Origin of the sequence: Streptomyces sp. NBC_00234, assembly GCF_036195325.1 — a bacterium.
Taxonomy (GTDB): Bacteria; Actinomycetota; Actinomycetes; order Streptomycetales; family Streptomycetaceae; genus Streptomyces.
Genome location: NZ_CP108101.1, coordinates 4,594,950 through 4,611,858, shown reverse-complemented (window position 1 = coordinate 4,611,858; position 16,909 = coordinate 4,594,950). Strand labels below are relative to the sequence as shown.

Sequence of the window (16,909 nt, the reverse complement as noted above, 5' to 3'; positions counted from 1 at the left end):
CCCTATGCCGGGCCCGTCCCCGGCCGGTCAGCGGCTGAGCCGCTGGAACCTGCGCACCGCCAGCGGCAGGAACACCAGCGTGATCACCAGCGGCCACACCAGGGCCATCAGCAGCGCGTGCTCCTCGACCCAGGTGCCCCCGCTCGCCACGGGGTTGCCGAACAGTTCCCGGGCCGCGGTCACCGTCGAGGAGACCGGGTTCCACGCGGCGGCGGTGCCGAGCCAGCCCGGCATCAGCGAGGGGGCGACCAGGGCGCTGGAGATCATCGTGACCGGGAACGCGATGGCGTACAGCCCGCCCGCAGACTCGGCGTTCGGGACCAGGAGCCCCAGCCAGACACCCACCCAGATCAGACTGAACCGGAGCAGCAGGAGCAGTCCGAACGCCCCCACCGCCTCCATCGGGCCGCCGCCCGCCCGCCAGCCGATCGCCAGTGCCGTGATCGCGAGGATCGTCAGCTCGGCGGTGGCCACCACGAGGTCCGCGACCCCGCGTCCCGCGGCGACGGCGGACGGGGCCATCGGCATGGAGCGGAAGCGGTCGATGACGCCCTTGCCGACGTCGGTGACCACCGCCATGGCCGTGCTCATGAAGCCCATGGTCATGGTCGTCGCGAACATCCCGGGCATCAGGAACTCCCGGTAGTCGCCGCCCCCGGGAACCTTCATCGCGCTGCCGAAGACGTATCCGTAGAGCAGTACGGAGATGATCGGGAAGCCGAGCTGCCAGATGATGGCGAGGGGCTGGCGCTGGTAGTGGGTGAGGCTGCGCCGGGTGATGTTCCAGGAGTCGGCGAGGGCCCAGTGGAGCCGGCTCCGCTCGCGGACGGCGGGGGCGAGCGGTTCGAGCGCGGTCATGCCGCGACCTCCAGATCCGTGCTGTGTCCGGTCAGGCGCAGGAACACGTCGTCCAGGCTGGGCCTGCGCAGCCCGATGTCGTCGACCGCGATCCCCTCGTCCTGGAGGGCTCTCGCCACCTCGGTCAGTGCGGCCACCCGGTCGGCGACCTGGGCGTGCACCCGGCGGCCCGGCGCGTCCGTGACGACGAGCCCGCCGCCGGCCACCCGGTCCACGGCCTCCGCCACCGCCGGGAGGTCCGCCGGCTCGGCGGCGACGACCTCGATCCGGTCCCCGCCGACCCTGTCCTTCAGTCCGTCCGGGCTGTCGTCGGCGATGGCCCGGCCCCGGTCGATGACGGTGATGTGCGAGGCGAGGCGGTCGGCCTCGTCCAGATACTGCGTCGTCAGCAGCACCGTCGTGCCGCCTGCCACCAGGGCGCGCACGGCGTCCCAGACCTCGCCCCGGCTGCGCGGGTCGAGCCCGGTCGTCGGCTCGTCCAGGAACAGCACCGCCGGCGCGAGAATCATCGAGGCGGCCAGGTCGAGCCGCCGCCGCATGCCCCCGCTGTACTCCTTGACGCCCTTCCCCGCGGCGTCCACCAGGTCGAACCTCTCCAGCAGTTCGCCCGCCCGCCGGCGCGCCCCGGCATGGCCGAGGTGGAAGAGGCGGCCGAACATCTCCAGGTTCTGGCGGCCCGTGAGCACCTCGTCGACGGCGGCGTACTGCCCGGTGAGCCCGATCCTGCTCCGTACGAGCCGGGGCTCGCGCGCCACGTCGACGCCCGCGACCTCGGCTCTGCCCCCGTCGAACCGCAGCAGGGTGGCGAGGACCCGGACGGCGGTGGTCTTGCCGGCCCCGTTCGGCCCGAGCAGACCGTGGACGGTGCCGGGGCGGACGGCCAGGTCGAAGCCGTCGAGCGCCCGCTTCTCCGCGTCACCCCGCTTCCCCCCGTACCGCTTCACGACCCCTTCGGCCAGTACGGCGTATCCGGACGCGGTCATGGCTCTCCCCTCATGAACGATGCATGACGAACGGTGAACTGAGTACACCGTACCCAACTGAGAGTACACCGTACTCAATTCTTTCTCGGAGCATTACGCTGAGCCCATGACGAAGAGCGGACCAGCGGCGGCGGCAGACGGCACGACCACCGGAAGCGGGGACATCGCGCGGAGTCTGGAACTCCTGTGGGGTACCGGCGACCGTCCCAGCCGCGGCCCCAAGCCCGGCCTCACCCTCGACCGGATCGTCTCCGCCGCCGTCGCCGTCGCGGACACCGAAGGTCTGGCCGCCGTCTCGATGCGCAGGCTCTCCACCGAGCTCGGCACCGGCACGATGTCGCTCTACCGGTACGTCCCCGGCAAGGCCGAGCTGCTGGATCTGATGCTCGACCGCGTCCTGGGCGAACCGCTCGCCGCGGAAGCCTCCGAGGTGCCGGCGGACTGGCGGACGGCCGTCGATCTCATGGCCCGCACCTACCTGGCCAACCTCCGCGCCCACCCCTGGCTGCTCAAGATCAACCAAGCCCGTTCGGTGCTCGGCCCCAGCGCCCTGCGCGGCCTCGATTCGGCCCTGGCCGGCCTCGGGGGCATGGGGCTGAGCGACCCCGAGCTGATCGGCGTGATCATCACCGTCAACAGCTTCGTCGAGGGCCTCGCCCGCACGCAGAACGACGCCACGGAGGCCGCCCGGCAGACCGGCCTCAGCGACGCCGCCTTCTGGGAGAGCCAGCGCCCCTACCTGGAACGGGCCATGCTCAGCGGGGAGTACCCGCGGATGGCCGAGCTCTCCGACGACGCGTTCGGTTCGGAGTTCGACCACTTCGAGTTCGGGCTCGCGCGCCTGATCGACGGCTTCGACGTCCTCGTCGAGCGGCGTGCCGCAGGGTGACCCCCGCAGGCCCGGCGTGATCCGAGCGGGAGGCCCTGGTGAGCCGGCCGGCTCAGCCCGCCCGGCGGCGCCTCCTCAGCGCCAGCGCGCCGACCGCCGCCGCGGCGACGATCACCGCCCCGAGCGCGGCACTCCCCTTCTCGCCGCCCTCGCCCCCGTCCGCGTTCGCGCCCCCGTCCGACCCGCCGTTCGTGGCGGCGCCGCCCCCGGGAGCGTCCGACGGCGCCTCGGTGTCGTCACCGCCGCTCCCGCCGTCCACGTCCACCCGCACCACGTCGCTGCCCGACCCCTCCGAGCCGAACATCAGCGCCGAACCGTCCGCCGTGTACGTCACCGACTCGGCCTGCCCCTGGAACGGTGCGCTCACCCCGTGGTCGGCACCGAGCCTGCCGTTCTCGAACGCGTACCCGCGCGCGCTGAAGTAGGACCGCAGGACCAGCTGCGTGCCGTCCGGCGAGAACGCCCCGTCCGTCACCCACGGCACCTCGCCCACCCGTCGGAACACGTTGTTCCCGCCGGTGGAGAGCCGGGCGGGCCCCTCGTACAGCCCGCCGCCGTCCTCGTTCTTCGAGGCGATGTAGACCCGTCCGGTCTTCGGGTGCACCATCAGCGCCTCGGCGTTGCGCGCCCCGTCCGCGTACGTCACGTCGAACTGTGTCGCGCGCACCGTGGCGTCCCGCAGCTGTTTCGGCTCGGGGAAGCGGTAGATCCAGACGTGGTCCCAGGACCCGTCGAGGTTGTCGCCGATGTCACCGACGTACAGATCTCCGTCCGGCCCGATCGAGATCCCTTCCACGTCGCGCGGCTCTCCCACCCCCTGCATGGTGATCGTCGCGACGGTCTTCCCGGTCCGGGAGTCGACGGCGTAGACGTAGGGACCGTCCTCGCTGTCGTTGTGCGTCCAGTAGACGCCGGGGTGGAGACGGCTGGCGGCGAGGCCGCTGGACTCCGTGATCCGGGGGTCCTCGATCGTGAAGCTCCGGTCGGCCCCGTCGTCGGCCACGGCCGGGACCGCCCCCGTCAGGACCAGCAGGAGGGCGGCACCGGAAGCAGTCAGATAGGCACGCATGGCACAAGTGTCCATCGTCACGTCGCAGGCCGGAGCGTTGATCGGCAATGATTGCGCCATGCGTTTTCTCTTCGTCGGCGACTCCATGACCATCGGGAGCTCCGGCGACTTCACCTGGCGCTACCGGATGTGGCAGCACCTCGAAGCGACGCTGCCCGGCGGATACGCGATCGTCGGCCCGCGCACCGAGCTGTACGACGCCGGGGCGAACGCCCCCGTCTCGTACGCGTACGGCGACCCCGCCTTCCCCGAAGCCGCCCGCCGCCATCTGGCCGGCTGGGGCGAGGGCTGGCTCCACATGGCCCCGGCGATCGCGGACGTGGTCACCACGACCCGCGCCGACGTCCTGCTCGTCTCCCTGGGCCTGATAGACCTCGGCTTCTACACGGACAGCGAGCAGACCGCGGCGAACGCGCGGGCGTTCATCGCGGCGGCCCGCGCCGCCAATCCGCACGTCCGGATGGTCCTCCTGCCCGTCATACCGAACATCCGGGCCGAGTCCGACGCCCCCTTCGCCGCCGAGTGCGACCGCTTCAACGTGCTCCTCGCCAAGGCCGTGGCCGACCTCGATCAGCCGATGTCGCCCGTACTGCTGGCCTCGCGCCCGACCGCGTACGACATCCATGAGGACACGTACGACGGCACCCATCCCGGCCCGAGCGGCGAACACCGGCTGGCCGGCGCCTTCGCCGACGCGATGCATCAGGCATGGGGCGTCGGCGGACCCTACGCGGCCGGGTAACAGGCCCTCCAGGCTGCGCAATTCGCCTGCGGCCCCTCGGCGGCCGATCGTACGGTGGTACCTCACCGGTTGTGGTCGATCTGTTGCGGGGGTGGGTTCGATGGACCCGATTTCACTGGGTGTGCTGGCCGCGCTGGCCGGCGGTGCGGGCGGCGAGATCGGCCGTCAGGCATGGGTGGGCCTGACCGGCCTGGTCCGCCGCCGCCGCGACCCCGGCCCGGACGCCGTGGACGGTGGGCCCGCGGAGCCCGACACCACCGAGACCGCGCTGACGGCGCTGGAGGGCCGGCCAGAGGACCGGAACCGCGCCGGCGAGCTCGAACAGGCACTGCGCGCCCAGGTCCAGGCGGACGAGGCGTTCGCCCGGGCGGTACGGGTGTGGGAGGCGATGTTCCATGCCTCGCTCACCGCGGACCCGGAGGCGGCGGCGGAGCTGGAGGAGGCGGTCCGGGCCATCGACCCGGAGGCGGTCACTCCCGGAGCGGTCCACAACGACTTCCGGGGAGCGAAGTTCGAGGGCCCGGTGCAGGGCAGCGGCACCCAGCACAACACGTTCAACCGGTAGGGCGGCCGGGGCAGATGGGCGCCAAGAAGTCCGGCCGGCGCAGGGCCGCCGGAGGGCAGGGGTACGGCGGGCGTGGTCCCGGCCGCCCCAACGACTTCCGGCAGGGCGCGTTCAACGGCCCGGTCCAGGGCGACGGGACGCAGAACAACACGTACGTGCAGCAGTACGCACCGGTGCCGACGGCCCTGGCCTCCCTGCCCCCGCTGCCGGAGGAGTTCACGGGCCGCGACCACGAGATCGACGACCTGATGACCCTCCTCGACCCGGCCCGCGGTACGGGGCCGGTGGCCGGTGCGGTCGCCGGACTCCCCGGCGTCGGCAAGACCACACTTGCCCACGCGGTCGCCCACGCGGCCGTGGGCCGCGACTGGTTCACCGGGGTCCAGCGCATCAACCTGCGCGGCTACGACCCCGCACCCGTACGGCCCGAAGAGGCCCTCGACGCCCTGCTGCGTTCCCTCGGGGTCACCGCCGAACACATCCCGCCGACGCTCAGCGAACGGGAAGCGCTCTACCGCTCCCAGCTCGACGCACTGGCGCGCAGGAACGAGCGCATCCTGCTGATCGCGGACAACGCCTCCACGGCCGAGCAGGTACGGACGCTGCTGCCCGCCCGCCCGCACGCCGCGCTCATCACCTCCCGCCACACCCTCCCGGGCATCGGCGCCCGGCTGAAGAACCTCAACACCCTCCAGCCCGAGGCGGCGGTCGACGTCCTGCGCAAGGTCCTCCAGGTGGCCGACCCCGACGACGACCGGGTCGACCGGTCTCCGACGGACGCCGAGGAACTGGCGCTGGCCTGCGGCTACTTGCCGCTCGCCCTGCAGATCACGGCCGCCCTGATGGCCGGCGACCCCGGCCAGCCCCTCGCCGAACGCGTCCAGGCGCTCACCACCGCGGGCGACCGGCTGTCCGGCCTGGACGACGGCGAACGCAACCTCCGCGCCGCCTTCGACCAGTCGGCCGACCGCCTGACCCCACAGGAGGCCGACCTCTTCCGCCTCATCAGCCTCAACCCCGGCCCCGACCTCTCCACCACGGCGGCCACCGCCCTGGCCGACCGTCCCGCGACGGAGGTGGACCGCCTCCTCACCCGGCTCACGCAGGCCCACCTCCTGGACCGCGGCGCGCTGCGCGGCCGGTGGCAGATGCACGACCTGGTACGCGAGTACGCGACGGAGCAGGCGCGCCTGCACGCGGCCCGGGGACGCCCCACGAAGCGCCGCTACGAACAGGCCCGCGCCCGGCTGCTGACGTACTACCTGCGCATGACGGACGCCGCCAGCACGCATTTCCGGCCGCCCGGATCGGTCGCCCTGTCCGGCCTGTTCGAGAACCGGTTCCAGGCCCTGGACTGGATGGACGCGGAACGCTCCAACCTGATCAACGCGACCCACATGGCGCACGCCCTCGGTGACACCTCGACGGTCATGCTGCTCCCCAACCGGCTGACCCACTACCTGACCTGGCGCCGCCACTTCGGCGAGCTCATCACCCTCACCGGGCTGGCGCTGGCGGCCCACCGACGCGTCGGCGACTACTACGGCGAAGGCCAGGCGTGGGCCAACCTCGGCGCCGCCATGCAGCAGACGCGCCGTCACGAGGAGGCGATCGCCGCACTGGAGACCGCCCGCACGATCTTCGAGAAGTCCGGCGACCAGGAGGGCATCAGCGGCGTCTGGAGCAACCTCGGGGTGGCGCTCCAGGAAGTGCGCCGCTTCGAGGAGGCCATCACCGCCCACGAAACGGCCCGCACCATCTGCCGGAAGGCCGGCAACCAGCACGGTGAGGCCAGCGCCTGGGGCAACCTCGGCGTCACGCTGCACGAAGTGGGCCGCTACGACGAAGCCATCACCGCCCACGAGACCGCCCGCACCATCTGGCGGACCATCGGCGACCAGCACGGCGAAGGCAGCGCGTGGAGCAACCTCGGATCGACGTTCCACCAGGTGCACCGGTACGAGGAGGCCATCACCGCCCACGAGACCGCCCGCACCATCCACCGCACCACCGGCAACCAGCACGCCGAAGGCCAGGCCCTGAACAACCTCGGCCTCTCCCTCCAGGAGGTCGAGCGCTACGAGGAGGCCATCACCGCCCACGAGACCTCGCGGACCATCTACCTGGACACCAGCGATCGCCACGGCGAAGCGAAGGCGTGGAACAACCTCGGCACCGTCCTGCGGGCCCTGGGCCGTCTCGACGAGGCACTCGCCGCGGGCAATCGGGCGGCGGAGCTCCTGATCGACACGCACGACCACTTCCTCACCGGACAGGCCCTGCGCGAGGTGGCCACCACCCTCACGGCGGCCGACGGCGACCCCGGACAGATCCGTGAGACGTGGCTCCGTTCGGCTGCCGCCTACGAGGAGGCGGGCACGCCCGAGAAGGCCGCGAAGTCCCGCGCGAAGGCCGCCGGACCGTCCCCGGGCGAGGACACCGCGTAACTCCGGCCGTCCTACTCCGCCGTCAGCAACGTCAGCGCCAGGTACGTCAGTTCGCCGGACACGTCCTCCGGCCTCGCGCGGCGGGGGCGGCGGGCGTGGTGGGCCATGAGTTCGTGGATCGTGTTGACCATCACGATGACGTCGGCCCGGTGGTCCGTGTTCACCGCCTCGCCCCGCCCCACCGCCCGCTCCGTCGCGGCGGCGTAGAACTCGACCCACGTGTCCCGCCAGCGCCGGCAGTGTTCGTCCACGGCCGGGCTCACGCCCAGCACCTCGACGAACGTCACGCGCGCCTCGCGGGGATCGCGCGTCACGGCGTCCACGTAGGCGTCGAAGAGCCGCCGCACCCGCTCCTGCGGCCCGCACTCGTCGATGTCCTCGGCCAGTTGGACGTTCTCCGCCGCCCGCATCCCGTTCGTCGTCACCCGGCTGTGCAGGGCGATCAGCAGGCCCTCCAGGGAGTCGTACTCCTCCCGGAACACCTCCTCCGGCACACCGGCCTCCTCGCACAAGGCGCCCACCGTCGTGTGGGCGTACCCCTGCACACCGAACAACTCAAGGCCCGCATCGAGCAGTTGCTGGCGAACACGGGACCGGACCCGGCCCCCCGCCGCTCCGGTCCGCTGCTTCACCCTGGTGTCCATCACCGGTCCTCCTCGGGATCACGGGCACAGGAGAGGGCCGTATCGCCCCCACCGTGGGAGCCCCACATTCTCCTCGCCCCACCGCCCCGGCGGTGGCTCCGCCACACCCTCGACGGCCCGTACCTGGACTGCCGGCGCCCTCCGGGTGCGACTCAGGAGGTCCGGGTGTGGTGCTCCAGAAGACGGGTGAGCAGATGGACGAACTGCGCGCGTTCGTCCGGGTTCAGCGGCGCGAGCAGTTCGTCGTGGAGGTCGTCCAGGACCGTGTCGAGGCGGCGTAGCCGCCGGCGCCCTTCCGAGGAGATGGTGATGACGTTGCGGCGCCGGTCGCCGGGATCCGGCGCCCTCTCGACGAGGTCGCGTTCGGCCAGTTCGTTGAGCACGCCGACCATGTCGCTGCGGTAGATGCCGGAGCGTCTGCTCAGCTCCGCCTGGCTGCCCGGCCCGTGCTCCTCCAGCGAGGCGAGCACGGCGTAGTGCCACTTGCGGGCGTCGGCCCGGGCCAGCCCCTCGGTCATCAGCCGGTCCGACCGCATGGTCAGCTGCGACAACAGCCGACTCGCCCAACGGCGCAGCCTGTCGGGCGTCTTGAGCGCGCCGTCGTCGGGCACGTCCGCGGCTTCGGCTCTGCTCATGGGACCCATCCTCCGCGTTGCGTTAGTCCCACTAACGATATACCTTCACTCGCGCCGAACTGTTAGTGCCACTAACGCTATTGGAGCGAAACTCCAGGAGAGGAAGATCTTGCCCACCACGACAGTGCAGATTCCCACCGCGGACGGCCGGGCCGACGCCTTCGCCGCCTTCCCCGACGACGGCGAGCGACACCCCGGAGTGCTGCTGTACACGGACGTCTTCGGCGTGCGGCCCGTGCTGGAGGAAAGGGCCCGCGAACTGGCCGGGCACGGCTACTACGTGCTCGTGCCCAACCTCTATTACCGGCACGGCCCCACGCCGGTGATCGACCTTCCCGGGCACATCGGCACAGACATCCGGCCCGCGGTCGTCGACCAGCTGATGCCCTTCGTCGAGAAGCACACCACCGAGCGTGTCCTGCGCGATGCCGACGCCTATCTCGGGTTCCTCACCACCCGGCCCGAGGTCGGCGCAGGACCGGTCGCCGTGATCGGCTACTGCATCGGCGCCGTCCTGGCGATGCGCACCGCGGCCGCCCATCCCGGCCAGGTGGCCGCCCTCGCCGGATTCCACCCCGGGTTCCTCGTCACCGACGCGCCCGACAGCCCGCACCGCCTCGCCTCCGGGCTCGCCGCCGAAGTCCACTTCGGCATCTCCGAGAACGACATGTCGCCGGAGAGCCTCGGCGAGCTCACCCGGGCCCTGGATGCCGCAGGTGTCGACTACACCGCGGAGATCTACCCCGGCACCGTCCACGGCTTCACCATGGCCGACACCGACGCCTTCAACCCCGCCGCGCTGCAGCGCCACTGGGACCGCCTGCTCGCCCTCCTCGGCCGCACCCTGACCAACAGCTGAGGCGCGGGGCGGGAGTTCGAGCCGCTAGAGGTTCTCCCGTACGGAGCGGGAGTCGCCCGGTGGGGACGAGGGCAGCCCGACCGTGACGAGGAGACCGCCGTCGGGGCGGGGGACGAGGCCGAGGGACCCGTCGTGGGCCCGGACGATGCTCTCGACGATGGCCAGACCGAGGCCGGCCCCGGCGTACGCGTCGGTGCGTACGCGCTCCGTGCCGCGCTGGAAGGGTTCGGTGAGGGTCGGTACGAGGTCGGGTGGGAGCCGAGGGCCCGTGTTCTCGACCCGCAGCACGCTCGTGTCGCCCTGCACCTCGGTGTGAACCGTCACGGTGCCACCTGCGGGGAGGTTGTGGACGATGGCGTTCTGGACGAGGTTCGTCACCATCCGCAGCAGGAGTTCCGCGGAGCCGCTGGTCCGGGCCGCCCCGCCGGTGACGTCGAGCGTGATCCGGCGCTGTTCGGCGAGGGGCAGCAGGGTTTCCGCGGCTTCCTCGGCGACGAGGGAGAGGTCGACGCTCTCGCGGGTGACGTTCCCGCGGTCGCCGCGGCTGAGCAGCAGGAGTGCCTCGGTGAGGTCGATCGCCCGCGTATTGACCGCTTGCAGGCGTTCGACGAGTTCGCCCCGGTCCCGCGTGGGGTCCTTGCGGGCGACGTCGAGGAGCGTCCGCGAGATCGCCAGCGGGGTGCGCAGTTCGTGGGAGGCGTTCGCGGCGAACCTCTGCTGCTCGGCGACGTGGGACTCCAGTTGGTCGAGCATCGAGTCGAACGCGTCGGAGAGTTCACGGAACTCGTCCTGGCGGCCCTTCAAGCGGATCCGGTGGGACAGCGACCCGTCCCCGGCAACCCGTGCCGCATCCGTGATCTGCGTGAGGGGCGCGAGCATCCGGCCGGCGAGGAGCCATCCCCCCAGGAGGCCGAGTACCAGCAGGAACGCCAGGACGGCGGCTGCCCTCGGAGCGAATACGTGCAGGAGGTTGGAACGGACGGGAAAGACACCATCGGTGGGGTTGCCGGTGGAACCGGGGACGATGAGCGCCTGCTCGGGGACGTACCGCAGGAGGAACACCCACACCGCGGCGAGCAGCAGGGCGCCGGCAATCATGAGGAAGGCGGCGTAGCTGAGGGTGAGCTTGAGGCGAACACTCGGACCAGGAGCTCTATCCACGGTCTCCTCCCGCGTGTCCGGCCCCCGGCTCGATGTCGATCCGGTAGCCGACGCCGGGCACCGTGGCGATGATCCATGGTTCGCCGAGCCGTTTGCGCAGTGCGGAGACGGTGATGCGCACGGCGTTGGTGAGGGGGTCGGCGTTCTCGTCCCAGGCCCGCTCCAGCAGCTCTTCGGCGCTGACGACCCCGCCCTCGGCGGCGACGAGGACTTCCAGCACGGCGAACTGTTTACGGGTGAGGGCGACGTAGCGTCCGTCGCGGAAGACCTCCCGGCGGAAGGGGTCGAGCCGCAGGCCCGCGATCTCGCGGACCGGGGGCCGGGCGTACGCGCGTCTGCGGTCGAGCGCCCGCAGCCGCATGACGAGCTCCCGCAGCTCGAACGGTTTGGTGAGGTAGTCGTCGGCGCCGAGCTCGAACCCGGAAGCCTTGTCGTCGATCCGGTCGGCGGCCGTGAGCATGAGAATCGGGATGCCGCTGCCGGAAGCGACGATGCGCCGGGCGACCTCGTCGCCCGAGGGGCCGGGGATGTCCCGGTCGAGGACCGCGAGGTCGTAGGAGTTGACCCTGAGCATTTCCAGAGCGGAGTCGCCGTCGCCTGCGATGTCGGCGGCGATCGCCTCCAGCCGCAGGCCGTCACGGACGGCTTCGGCCAGGTAGGGCTCGTCCTCCACGATCAGTACGCGCATGTCCGAACCCTAGGAGATCGTCTCAACTGGCTTGATCACTGAGCCCGGCCCGGCGGATCATGTGGCCGCGGTGGCACCACGTTAGTTCTCGCGGGCCGGCCTGCGCCCGGTTGCGGAGGCGTTTCTGCCCCTCGGGCATGGGCAGGACCGCCAACCGCACTCATCGGCGAACGGGATTACCGTTGCGCATCGGCTTGTGCGCGGGCGCGTTCGATGTCGGGGACGTGGCTCTCGGCCCATTCCCGGACGGCACGTAGGGGTGTCAGCAGCGACCGCCCGAGGTCGGTGAGGGCGTACTCGACATGCGGGGGATTCGCGGGAATCTCCGTGCGAGAGATCAGACCGTCGTACTCCATCGCGCGAAGCGTCTCGGTGAGCGCCTTCGGTGTGATCCCCCGGATGTGCGCCTTGAGCTCGGTGAATCGCTTCGGCCTGTCGTCCAGCGCGTTGACGACGAACACCGTCCAGCGCGCCCCGATCCGGTGCAGAACGGTGCGACTGGGGCAGGTCGCGGCCATGACGTTGTAGGCGTTACCCATGCACGACTCCCGGTAGCGTTGTAGATACCGGTATAGAATCTATACCGTCCGGCTGGTGACTACTCCCCATGGCGCGGTCCGTCCCTCGATAGCCCGGCACGGCCGTTTCGTCGCAGCGATCGTCATCGACTCGATCGGCACCGGCGTCTTCGTCCCCGTTTCGATGCTGTATTTCCTGGCCACGACGCCGCTGACGCTGGTGCAGGTGGGCGCGGCACTGACGACGGCCGGGCTGCTGGCGCTCCCGGCTGGCCCTCTGATCGGAGGACTGGCCGACCGGTACGGCGCCAAGCCGGTACTGCAGGCGGCAAACCTGGCCCAGGCGCTCGGCTTCGCCGGATACCTCCTCGTGGACCAGACATGGCAGATCGTCATCTGCGCCTGGTTGAACAGTGCCGGGCGGGCGGTGTCGTTCAGCTGCTACGGCGTGACCGTCACGGCGCTGGCCGCGCCCGGCCAACGCGAGCGCTGGTTCGGTCTCCTGGGGTCGGTACGCAACCTCGGCTACGCACTCGGCGGCCTCCTCTGCGCCGTCGCCATCAGTTTCGGTACTCACGGCGCCTATACCGCGATCGTGGTCGTCAACGCCCTGTCCTATGTCACTGCCTTCCTTCTGATGCGGGCCGTGCCGAATATCCGTCCCGAGGCGGGCCAGGACGCTGCCGGAGGCTGGGGGCACGTGCTCCGGGACCGGCGGTACCTGGCACTGGTCGCGCATCAACTGTGCTTCGCCATCTCCTTGTTCGTGCTCAACATCGCGATACCGGTCTACGCCGTGGATGTGCTGGGACTGCCTGGCTGGACTGCCGGCGCGGTCTTCACGCTCAACGCCCTGATGGTCGGCTTCGGCCAAGGCATCGTCGTCGGGTGGCTCAGCGGGCGGATCCGCAGCCGCGTCCTCGTCGCCGGACACGCCTGCTTCGCGGCCGGCTACCTCCTGTTCCTCGCCGCCGACCGCGTGGCTGCGCTCGCCCTCGCGGTCGGCGTCGTGCTGCTCGGCGCAGGCAGCTACACCTTCGGTGAAATCCTCGGCGGCCCCATCACGTCGACGGTCGCCGCGGAGAGCGCCCCGGACGCTCTCCGCGGCCGGTACCTGGCCCTCAACCAGCTCGCCGTGACTGTCGCCGGAGCGGTCGCTCCGGCCGCACTCTCCGGGTTGCTGTCCATCGGGGCAGCCGCGATCTGGCTGACCCTGGTCGGCGTCAGCGCCCTCGGAGCCACGCTCGCCACTACGATCGGCAAGGTGGTGCCGGCGGCTCAGAGCCGCATCGGAGGCGTCTAGGGCGCGTATCGAGTCGTGATCAATCGGCGGTCTCGGTGAGGTGTGGAACCACACCGAACCCCGCGTTCCGGATCAGGAACCGTCGATCAGTTTCCGCACCTCGGGCGGGAGCCCTGAGCCGGAGTCGACGGCGAAGAACCTGGCTGTCTCCGGCGTGCCCCCAACGGCGATGGCGACCTCGGGAGAGATGCCGTCCACTTCGTAGGCAGTCTCCGTCGAACCGGCCGGCTCCTCGCTCTTGCCCCGGCCGCCGGTGTCTTCGCAGGGCGGTTCGGTGGCGACTCCGAGCTTCTTCCCGAGCGTGAACTTCACGTTCCCCACGTCTTGATACGTTATGTCCTGGTAGGTGTACTGAGCGACGCAGGAGGCTCCATCGCCACCGCCGTCGGCCGTGCACGCGGCTACTGACATCACCATGGCCGCCGCTACCAGCAAGCCGGCGGATCGCCTGGTCCAGCTCATGTGTTTCCCCCTCAGTAGACGCCGCAAAGAAGAGGAGTGCCTTCCTCTTTGCCGAGTGGCCTCGCCCTCGCTCAGCACGGGAATTGAGACCGTGCCCGTGGCGAAGCTCTCGTGTTCCACCCTTCGATGTCGGCACCTCGGATCAGGTTCCCCTGCCTGCCAGTGCCGGCGCCGGGCGAAGCCGGTCGGACGGCCCGTCCGCCGCGGTGCGCCACCAGCGGCGCGACGCCAGCCCGGCCAGCACCGCGCCTGCGGCGTTGACCAGGACGTCGTCCACGGAGGACACCCGGTCCAGGTCCAGGACGTACTGCGCGGCTTCGACCAGGACCGAGCAGCCCGCCCCGAGAGCCAGGATTCGCGGCACGGACGCAAGCGCCGCGAACCGCATCGGGGCGAAGAACCCCAGCGCCGCGAAGACCAGCAGGTTGCCCACGATCCCGAGGGGCCCCATCGCGACCAGGTCCCGCAGCGGCACCAGGCTCACCCGCGGGGGGACGACACCGGCCCCGGCGCCCGGCATCATGGTCATCCAGACGAACGGCACCGTCCCGTGGACCATGCCCACCTCGGCCAGCGACATCCGCCACGCCGACGTGACGCCGGCGGCCCGCCGACGGTGCGCCAGAGCCCACACCGCCAGCACGGCCAACGGCAGCGCGACCAGGGTCATGAGCACCACACCGTTGAACGTGTCGAAGCAGCCGTGCCACCGCCCGGCCATGCACCTCGGAGCGGCCATCATGAGCGGCCCCCGCACGACGAACACAGCGCCCGCCATTCCGAGGATCGCCAGGCCGAGCAGCACGATCCTGCGCGTGCGGCGGGGCGGGGCCGACAGGGATGCGTTGTGGTCCATGCCCCCATTGGAGACGGAGGGCCGTTGCAGGGGCGTATGCGCTTTTCGATATGCCCGCGATATACGGAATCCCCGGCATCACCTCTGCTGCGCCACGACTCCCAGCGTCAGCTCGTACAGCAACTCCGCGTCGACGTACGGCACATCCGCCGTCGGCCGGGAACGCCAGTCGAGCGGCCAGGTCGCCCCGTCCAGCGCCGGCACCCCGACGAACGCCGCACCCCGCCCGTCCCGGCCCAGGGCCTCCGTTCCGGGGGGCCAGCGATAGGCGGCCACGGTCTGCGGCGGCACGAGGAAGAACATGCTCCGCTCGCCGATCCCCGAGCGGACGATCGGCCCCGCCCGGAAGTCGGTGAACTGCATGATCTCGTACGCGATTTCCTCACCGAGCATGCCGATCGCCCGTACCGCGTCGAAGTGGATTCCCGCGTGCCGCAGGGCGTGGCCGGAGGCGGGCACCCAGGTCGGGACCGGATCTAGTGAACTTCGCTGTTCCATACGCACAGCGTTACGACCCACACGTACTGTTACCAGGGCCGTGCAGAGTCTGTGCACCGTCGTGTACACGAGGAGGGGCTGTGCACTCCACTGGTCAAGGCAGCAGCAACGCCGAGATGTTCGGCGCGCTGCTCCGCTTCTTCCGCGAACAGGCAGCACTGTCCCAGGAGGCGTTGGGCCTGAAGCTCGGCTTCTCCAAGTCGCAGGTGGCCATGGTGGAGCGAGGGCAGCGTCCACCCAGAGGAAGCTTCATCGGACTCGCCGACGAGGCGCTAGGTGCACGTGGTGCACTGATCGCGACGAGTGAGAAGCTCACCTTCAGCCATCTGGCCTCGTGGTTCGAGCACTTCGCCGAGGAGGAGGCCACGGCTTCCGCCCGACACGAGTACGAGACCCACGTGGTGCCCGGTCTGCTGCAGACGGAGACCTACGCCCGCACCGTCCTCGGCAGCGGCTACCCGCCCGTCGACGACGAGGAGATCGAAGGAAGGGTCCAGGCTCGGCTGGCACGCCAGAGCTTGCTGACTCGCAAGAATCCGGCGGCCATCAGCTTCGTGCTCGAACTGAGCGCGCTCTCCCATCCGATCGGAGGCCGCCGCGCGCACAGGGAACAGCTCCGCCACATTCTGGACATCGCCCAGCTGAGGCATGTACAGATGCAGGTGATGTCGCCGGACCGGGAGACCCATGCAGGGCTCAGTGGTCCGTTCGTCCTGCTGGAGACCAAGGAGCGACGCCAGCTCGCCTACCTCGAAGCGCAGGATCACAGCTTCCTGGTCAGTGAACAGCCGTCCCTGGGCAATCTGTTCGGGAAGTATGGCATTCTGCGGGCGCAGGCTCTCGGCCCCGAAGAGTCCATGGAACGGATCGAAAAGATGGCAGCCGAATGACCACCGATCTCCACTGGTTCAAGAGCAGCTACAGCGGCAACGAGGGCGGCGACTGCGTAGAGATCGCCCTCGCCTGGTCAAAGTCCAGCTACAGCGGCGAGAACAGCGGCAACTGCGTAGAGATCGCCACCTGCCCCCACACCGTGCACGTCCGCGACTCCAAGGACCTCGCCGTCCCCTCCCTCACCCTCTCCCCCGCCGCCTGGGCGTCCTTCGTCGGATTCGCGGCCGGCGCCTCCGCCTGAGCCGAGCCCCCCCCTGTGCCTGGCCACCGCCGGGACCGCCGCAGGCGACTGCTCCGGAAACCCGCTGGCCGGGAGCAACGGCTTCGGCGTCCTGCGTACGGGGTGACGTGTTCACGGCCAGATCGTTAGCCGTCCATGAACAAGATCAGCGCCGCTGTCGCGGCCGTCCTCCTCGGCACCGGTCTGGCCGGTACGGCCCACGCCACCCCCGCCCCCGGCCCCGCGCTCTCCGTCACACCCGCGATCGCATCGCCCGGCACCCCCTCTGGCCCGTCCTTCGCCGCCGAGGAGTTCGAGCTGACCCTCTCGGTCGGCGGAACGGGCGGGGTCCGGTCGCGTGCCGTCGTCCTCGCCTGTCCGGCCGCCGACGACGACGGCGGTCACCCCGACCCGCTGGCCGCCTGCGCCGATGTGGTCGAGGCGCGCGGGGACTTCGACGCGCTGCCCGGCGATCCCCACCTGTGCACGAAGGAGTTCGACCCGGTCACCGCCGAGGCGGCCGGCACGTATCAGGGCCGCCCCGTGTCCTGGCGGAAGACCTATCCCAACGCCTGCGTGATGGACGCGGCGACCGGGCCCGTGTTCCGCTTCTGAACG

The 16,909-nt window shown here is 70.8% G+C and carries 20 protein-coding genes; 9 read left to right on the top strand and 11 right to left on the bottom strand.

Translation table 11 applies throughout. From position 1 onward, the window contains the following. Positions 1 to 27: 27 nt before the first annotated feature. Positions 28 to 858 carry an ABC transporter permease gene (locus OG230_RS20375; protein WP_328905156.1) on the bottom strand — a complete coding sequence of 277 codons (831 nt, stop codon included), beginning with the start codon at positions 856 to 858 and terminating at the stop codon, positions 28 to 30. Next, complete coding sequence (locus OG230_RS20370; RefSeq protein WP_328905155.1) at positions 855 to 1,841, bottom strand: ATP-binding cassette domain-containing protein; 987 nt, start codon at positions 1,839 to 1,841, stop codon at positions 855 to 857. The genes OG230_RS20375 and OG230_RS20370 overlap by 4 nt, the downstream gene beginning before the upstream one ends. 106 nt (positions 1,842 to 1,947) lie before the next feature. On the opposite strand from OG230_RS20370, the gene OG230_RS20365 reads away from it, so the two are divergent. Next, positions 1,948 to 2,730 carry a TetR/AcrR family transcriptional regulator gene (locus tag OG230_RS20365; RefSeq protein ID WP_328905154.1) on the top strand — a complete coding sequence of 261 codons (783 nt, stop codon included), beginning with the start codon at positions 1,948 to 1,950 and terminating at the stop codon, positions 2,728 to 2,730. A gap of 52 nt (positions 2,731 to 2,782) precedes the next feature. Here OG230_RS20365 and OG230_RS20360 read toward each other — a convergent pair whose 3' ends face one another. Then, positions 2,783 to 3,799: a WD40 repeat domain-containing protein gene (locus OG230_RS20360; protein WP_328905153.1), complete on the bottom strand. Its 1,017-nt coding sequence runs from the start codon at positions 3,797 to 3,799 to the stop codon at positions 2,783 to 2,785. Between the two features lie 58 nt (positions 3,800 to 3,857). On the opposite strand from OG230_RS20360, the gene OG230_RS20355 reads away from it, so the two are divergent. The 3 genes from OG230_RS20355 to OG230_RS20345 all read left to right on the top strand — a co-directional run bounded on the left by OG230_RS20355 (position 3,858) and on the right by OG230_RS20345 (position 7,553). Further along, the gene (locus OG230_RS20355; protein ID WP_328905152.1) at positions 3,858 to 4,541 is read left to right on the top strand and encodes a GDSL-type esterase/lipase family protein; all 684 of its coding nucleotides are present in this window, start codon (positions 3,858 to 3,860) and stop codon (positions 4,539 to 4,541) included. A gap of 100 nt (positions 4,542 to 4,641) precedes the next feature. Next, positions 4,642 to 5,106 carry a hypothetical protein gene (locus tag OG230_RS20350; RefSeq protein WP_328905151.1) on the top strand — a complete coding sequence of 155 codons (465 nt, stop codon included), beginning with the start codon at positions 4,642 to 4,644 and terminating at the stop codon, positions 5,104 to 5,106. Positions 5,107 to 5,120: 14 nt separating this feature from the next. Beyond that, on the top strand, positions 5,121 to 7,553 hold the full coding sequence (locus OG230_RS20345) for an ATP-binding protein (RefSeq protein ID WP_328905150.1): 2,433 nt from the start codon (positions 5,121 to 5,123) through the stop codon (positions 7,551 to 7,553). An 11-nt stretch (positions 7,554 to 7,564) separates the two neighbouring features. On the opposite strand, the gene OG230_RS20340 is transcribed toward OG230_RS20345, so the two are convergent. Then, a complete protein-coding gene (locus tag OG230_RS20340; RefSeq protein ID WP_443051343.1) occupies positions 7,565 to 8,200 on the bottom strand; it encodes a TetR/AcrR family transcriptional regulator in 636 nt (211 codons plus the stop codon). A gap of 149 nt (positions 8,201 to 8,349) precedes the next feature. Then, positions 8,350 to 8,832, bottom strand: a complete 483-nt coding sequence (locus OG230_RS20335) for a MarR family winged helix-turn-helix transcriptional regulator (RefSeq protein WP_328905148.1) — start codon at positions 8,830 to 8,832, stop codon at positions 8,350 to 8,352. A gap of 109 nt (positions 8,833 to 8,941) precedes the next feature. Between OG230_RS20335 and OG230_RS20330 the strand changes: the two genes are divergently transcribed. After that, a complete protein-coding gene (locus tag OG230_RS20330; protein WP_328905147.1) occupies positions 8,942 to 9,691 on the top strand; it encodes a dienelactone hydrolase family protein in 750 nt (249 codons plus the stop codon). A 24-nt stretch (positions 9,692 to 9,715) separates the two neighbouring features. Here the strand turns inward: OG230_RS20330 and OG230_RS20325 are convergent, their stop codons facing one another. The 3 genes from OG230_RS20325 to OG230_RS20315 all read right to left on the bottom strand — a co-directional run bounded on the left by OG230_RS20325 (position 9,716) and on the right by OG230_RS20315 (position 12,079). After that, entirely contained in the window at positions 9,716 to 10,852 is a 1,137-nt protein-coding gene (locus tag OG230_RS20325) for a sensor histidine kinase (RefSeq protein ID WP_328905146.1), read from the bottom strand. After that, entirely contained in the window at positions 10,845 to 11,540 is a 696-nt protein-coding gene (locus OG230_RS20320) for a response regulator transcription factor (RefSeq protein WP_328905145.1), read from the bottom strand. Before OG230_RS20320 ends, OG230_RS20325 begins: the two co-directional genes overlap by 8 nt. A 176-nt stretch (positions 11,541 to 11,716) precedes the next feature. Further along, positions 11,717 to 12,079, bottom strand: coding sequence for a winged helix-turn-helix transcriptional regulator (locus OG230_RS20315; protein ID WP_328905144.1), 363 nt, complete (start codon positions 12,077 to 12,079; stop codon positions 11,717 to 11,719). Between the two features lie 55 nt (positions 12,080 to 12,134). Here OG230_RS20315 and OG230_RS20310 point away from each other — a divergent pair, with 55 nt between their 5' ends. Continuing rightward, entirely contained in the window at positions 12,135 to 13,361 is a 1,227-nt protein-coding gene (locus OG230_RS20310) for an MFS transporter (RefSeq protein ID WP_328905143.1), read from the top strand. A 72-nt stretch (positions 13,362 to 13,433) separates the two neighbouring features. Here the strand turns inward: OG230_RS20310 and OG230_RS20305 are convergent, their stop codons facing one another. From OG230_RS20305 to OG230_RS20295, 3 genes are all read right to left on the bottom strand, one after another. Next, complete coding sequence (locus OG230_RS20305; protein WP_328905142.1) at positions 13,434 to 13,823, bottom strand: DUF6281 family protein; 390 nt, start codon at positions 13,821 to 13,823, stop codon at positions 13,434 to 13,436. A gap of 142 nt (positions 13,824 to 13,965) precedes the next feature. Continuing rightward, positions 13,966 to 14,679, bottom strand: coding sequence for a VanZ family protein (locus tag OG230_RS20300; RefSeq protein ID WP_328905141.1), 714 nt, complete (start codon positions 14,677 to 14,679; stop codon positions 13,966 to 13,968). A gap of 78 nt (positions 14,680 to 14,757) precedes the next feature. Next, entirely contained in the window at positions 14,758 to 15,177 is a 420-nt protein-coding gene (locus OG230_RS20295; protein WP_328905140.1) for a hypothetical protein, read from the bottom strand. Between the two features lie 116 nt (positions 15,178 to 15,293). Here OG230_RS20295 and OG230_RS20290 point away from each other — a divergent pair, with 116 nt between their 5' ends. From OG230_RS20290 to OG230_RS20280, 3 genes are all read left to right on the top strand, one after another. Further along, positions 15,294 to 16,067 (top strand): helix-turn-helix domain-containing protein, encoded by a 774-nt coding sequence (locus OG230_RS20290; RefSeq protein WP_328911463.1) that lies wholly within the window; start codon positions 15,294 to 15,296, stop codon positions 16,065 to 16,067. Beyond that, the gene (locus tag OG230_RS20285) at positions 16,064 to 16,312 is read left to right on the top strand and encodes a DUF397 domain-containing protein (RefSeq protein WP_328905139.1); all 249 of its coding nucleotides are present in this window, start codon (positions 16,064 to 16,066) and stop codon (positions 16,310 to 16,312) included. The genes OG230_RS20290 and OG230_RS20285 overlap by 4 nt, the downstream gene beginning before the upstream one ends. Before the next feature lie 135 nt (positions 16,313 to 16,447). Continuing rightward, entirely contained in the window at positions 16,448 to 16,906 is a 459-nt protein-coding gene (locus OG230_RS20280) for an SSI family serine proteinase inhibitor (protein ID WP_328905138.1), read from the top strand. Positions 16,907 to 16,909: the final 3 nt, after the last annotated feature.

Coding starts and splice junctions, on each gene's coding strand:
- OG230_RS20375 (WP_328905156.1), bottom strand. CDS start 858: ATGACCGCGCTCGAACCGCTCGCCCCCGCCGTCCGCGAGCGGAGCCGG.
- OG230_RS20370 (WP_328905155.1), bottom strand. CDS start 1,841: ATGACCGCGTCCGGATACGCCGTACTGGCCGAAGGGGTCGTGAAGCGG.
- OG230_RS20365 (WP_328905154.1), top strand. CDS start 1,948: ATGACGAAGAGCGGACCAGCGGCGGCGGCAGACGGCACGACCACCGGA.
- OG230_RS20360 (WP_328905153.1), bottom strand. CDS start 3,799: ATGCGTGCCTATCTGACTGCTTCCGGTGCCGCCCTCCTGCTGGTCCTG.
- OG230_RS20355 (WP_328905152.1), top strand. CDS start 3,858: ATGCGTTTTCTCTTCGTCGGCGACTCCATGACCATCGGGAGCTCCGGC.
- OG230_RS20350 (WP_328905151.1), top strand. CDS start 4,642: ATGGACCCGATTTCACTGGGTGTGCTGGCCGCGCTGGCCGGCGGTGCG.
- OG230_RS20345 (WP_328905150.1), top strand. CDS start 5,121: ATGGGCGCCAAGAAGTCCGGCCGGCGCAGGGCCGCCGGAGGGCAGGGG.
- OG230_RS20335 (WP_328905148.1), bottom strand. CDS start 8,832: ATGAGCAGAGCCGAAGCCGCGGACGTGCCCGACGACGGCGCGCTCAAG.
- OG230_RS20320 (WP_328905145.1), bottom strand. CDS start 11,540: ATGCGCGTACTGATCGTGGAGGACGAGCCCTACCTGGCCGAAGCCGTC.
- OG230_RS20315 (WP_328905144.1), bottom strand. CDS start 12,079: ATGGGTAACGCCTACAACGTCATGGCCGCGACCTGCCCCAGTCGCACC.
- OG230_RS20305 (WP_328905142.1), bottom strand. CDS start 13,823: ATGAGCTGGACCAGGCGATCCGCCGGCTTGCTGGTAGCGGCGGCCATG.
- OG230_RS20300 (WP_328905141.1), bottom strand. CDS start 14,679: ATGGACCACAACGCATCCCTGTCGGCCCCGCCCCGCCGCACGCGCAGG.
- OG230_RS20295 (WP_328905140.1), bottom strand. CDS start 15,177: ATGGAACAGCGAAGTTCACTAGATCCGGTCCCGACCTGGGTGCCCGCC.
- OG230_RS20290 (WP_328911463.1), top strand. CDS start 15,294: ATGTTCGGCGCGCTGCTCCGCTTCTTCCGCGAACAGGCAGCACTGTCC.
- OG230_RS20285 (WP_328905139.1), top strand. CDS start 16,064: ATGACCACCGATCTCCACTGGTTCAAGAGCAGCTACAGCGGCAACGAG.
- OG230_RS20280 (WP_328905138.1), top strand. CDS start 16,448: ATGAACAAGATCAGCGCCGCTGTCGCGGCCGTCCTCCTCGGCACCGGT.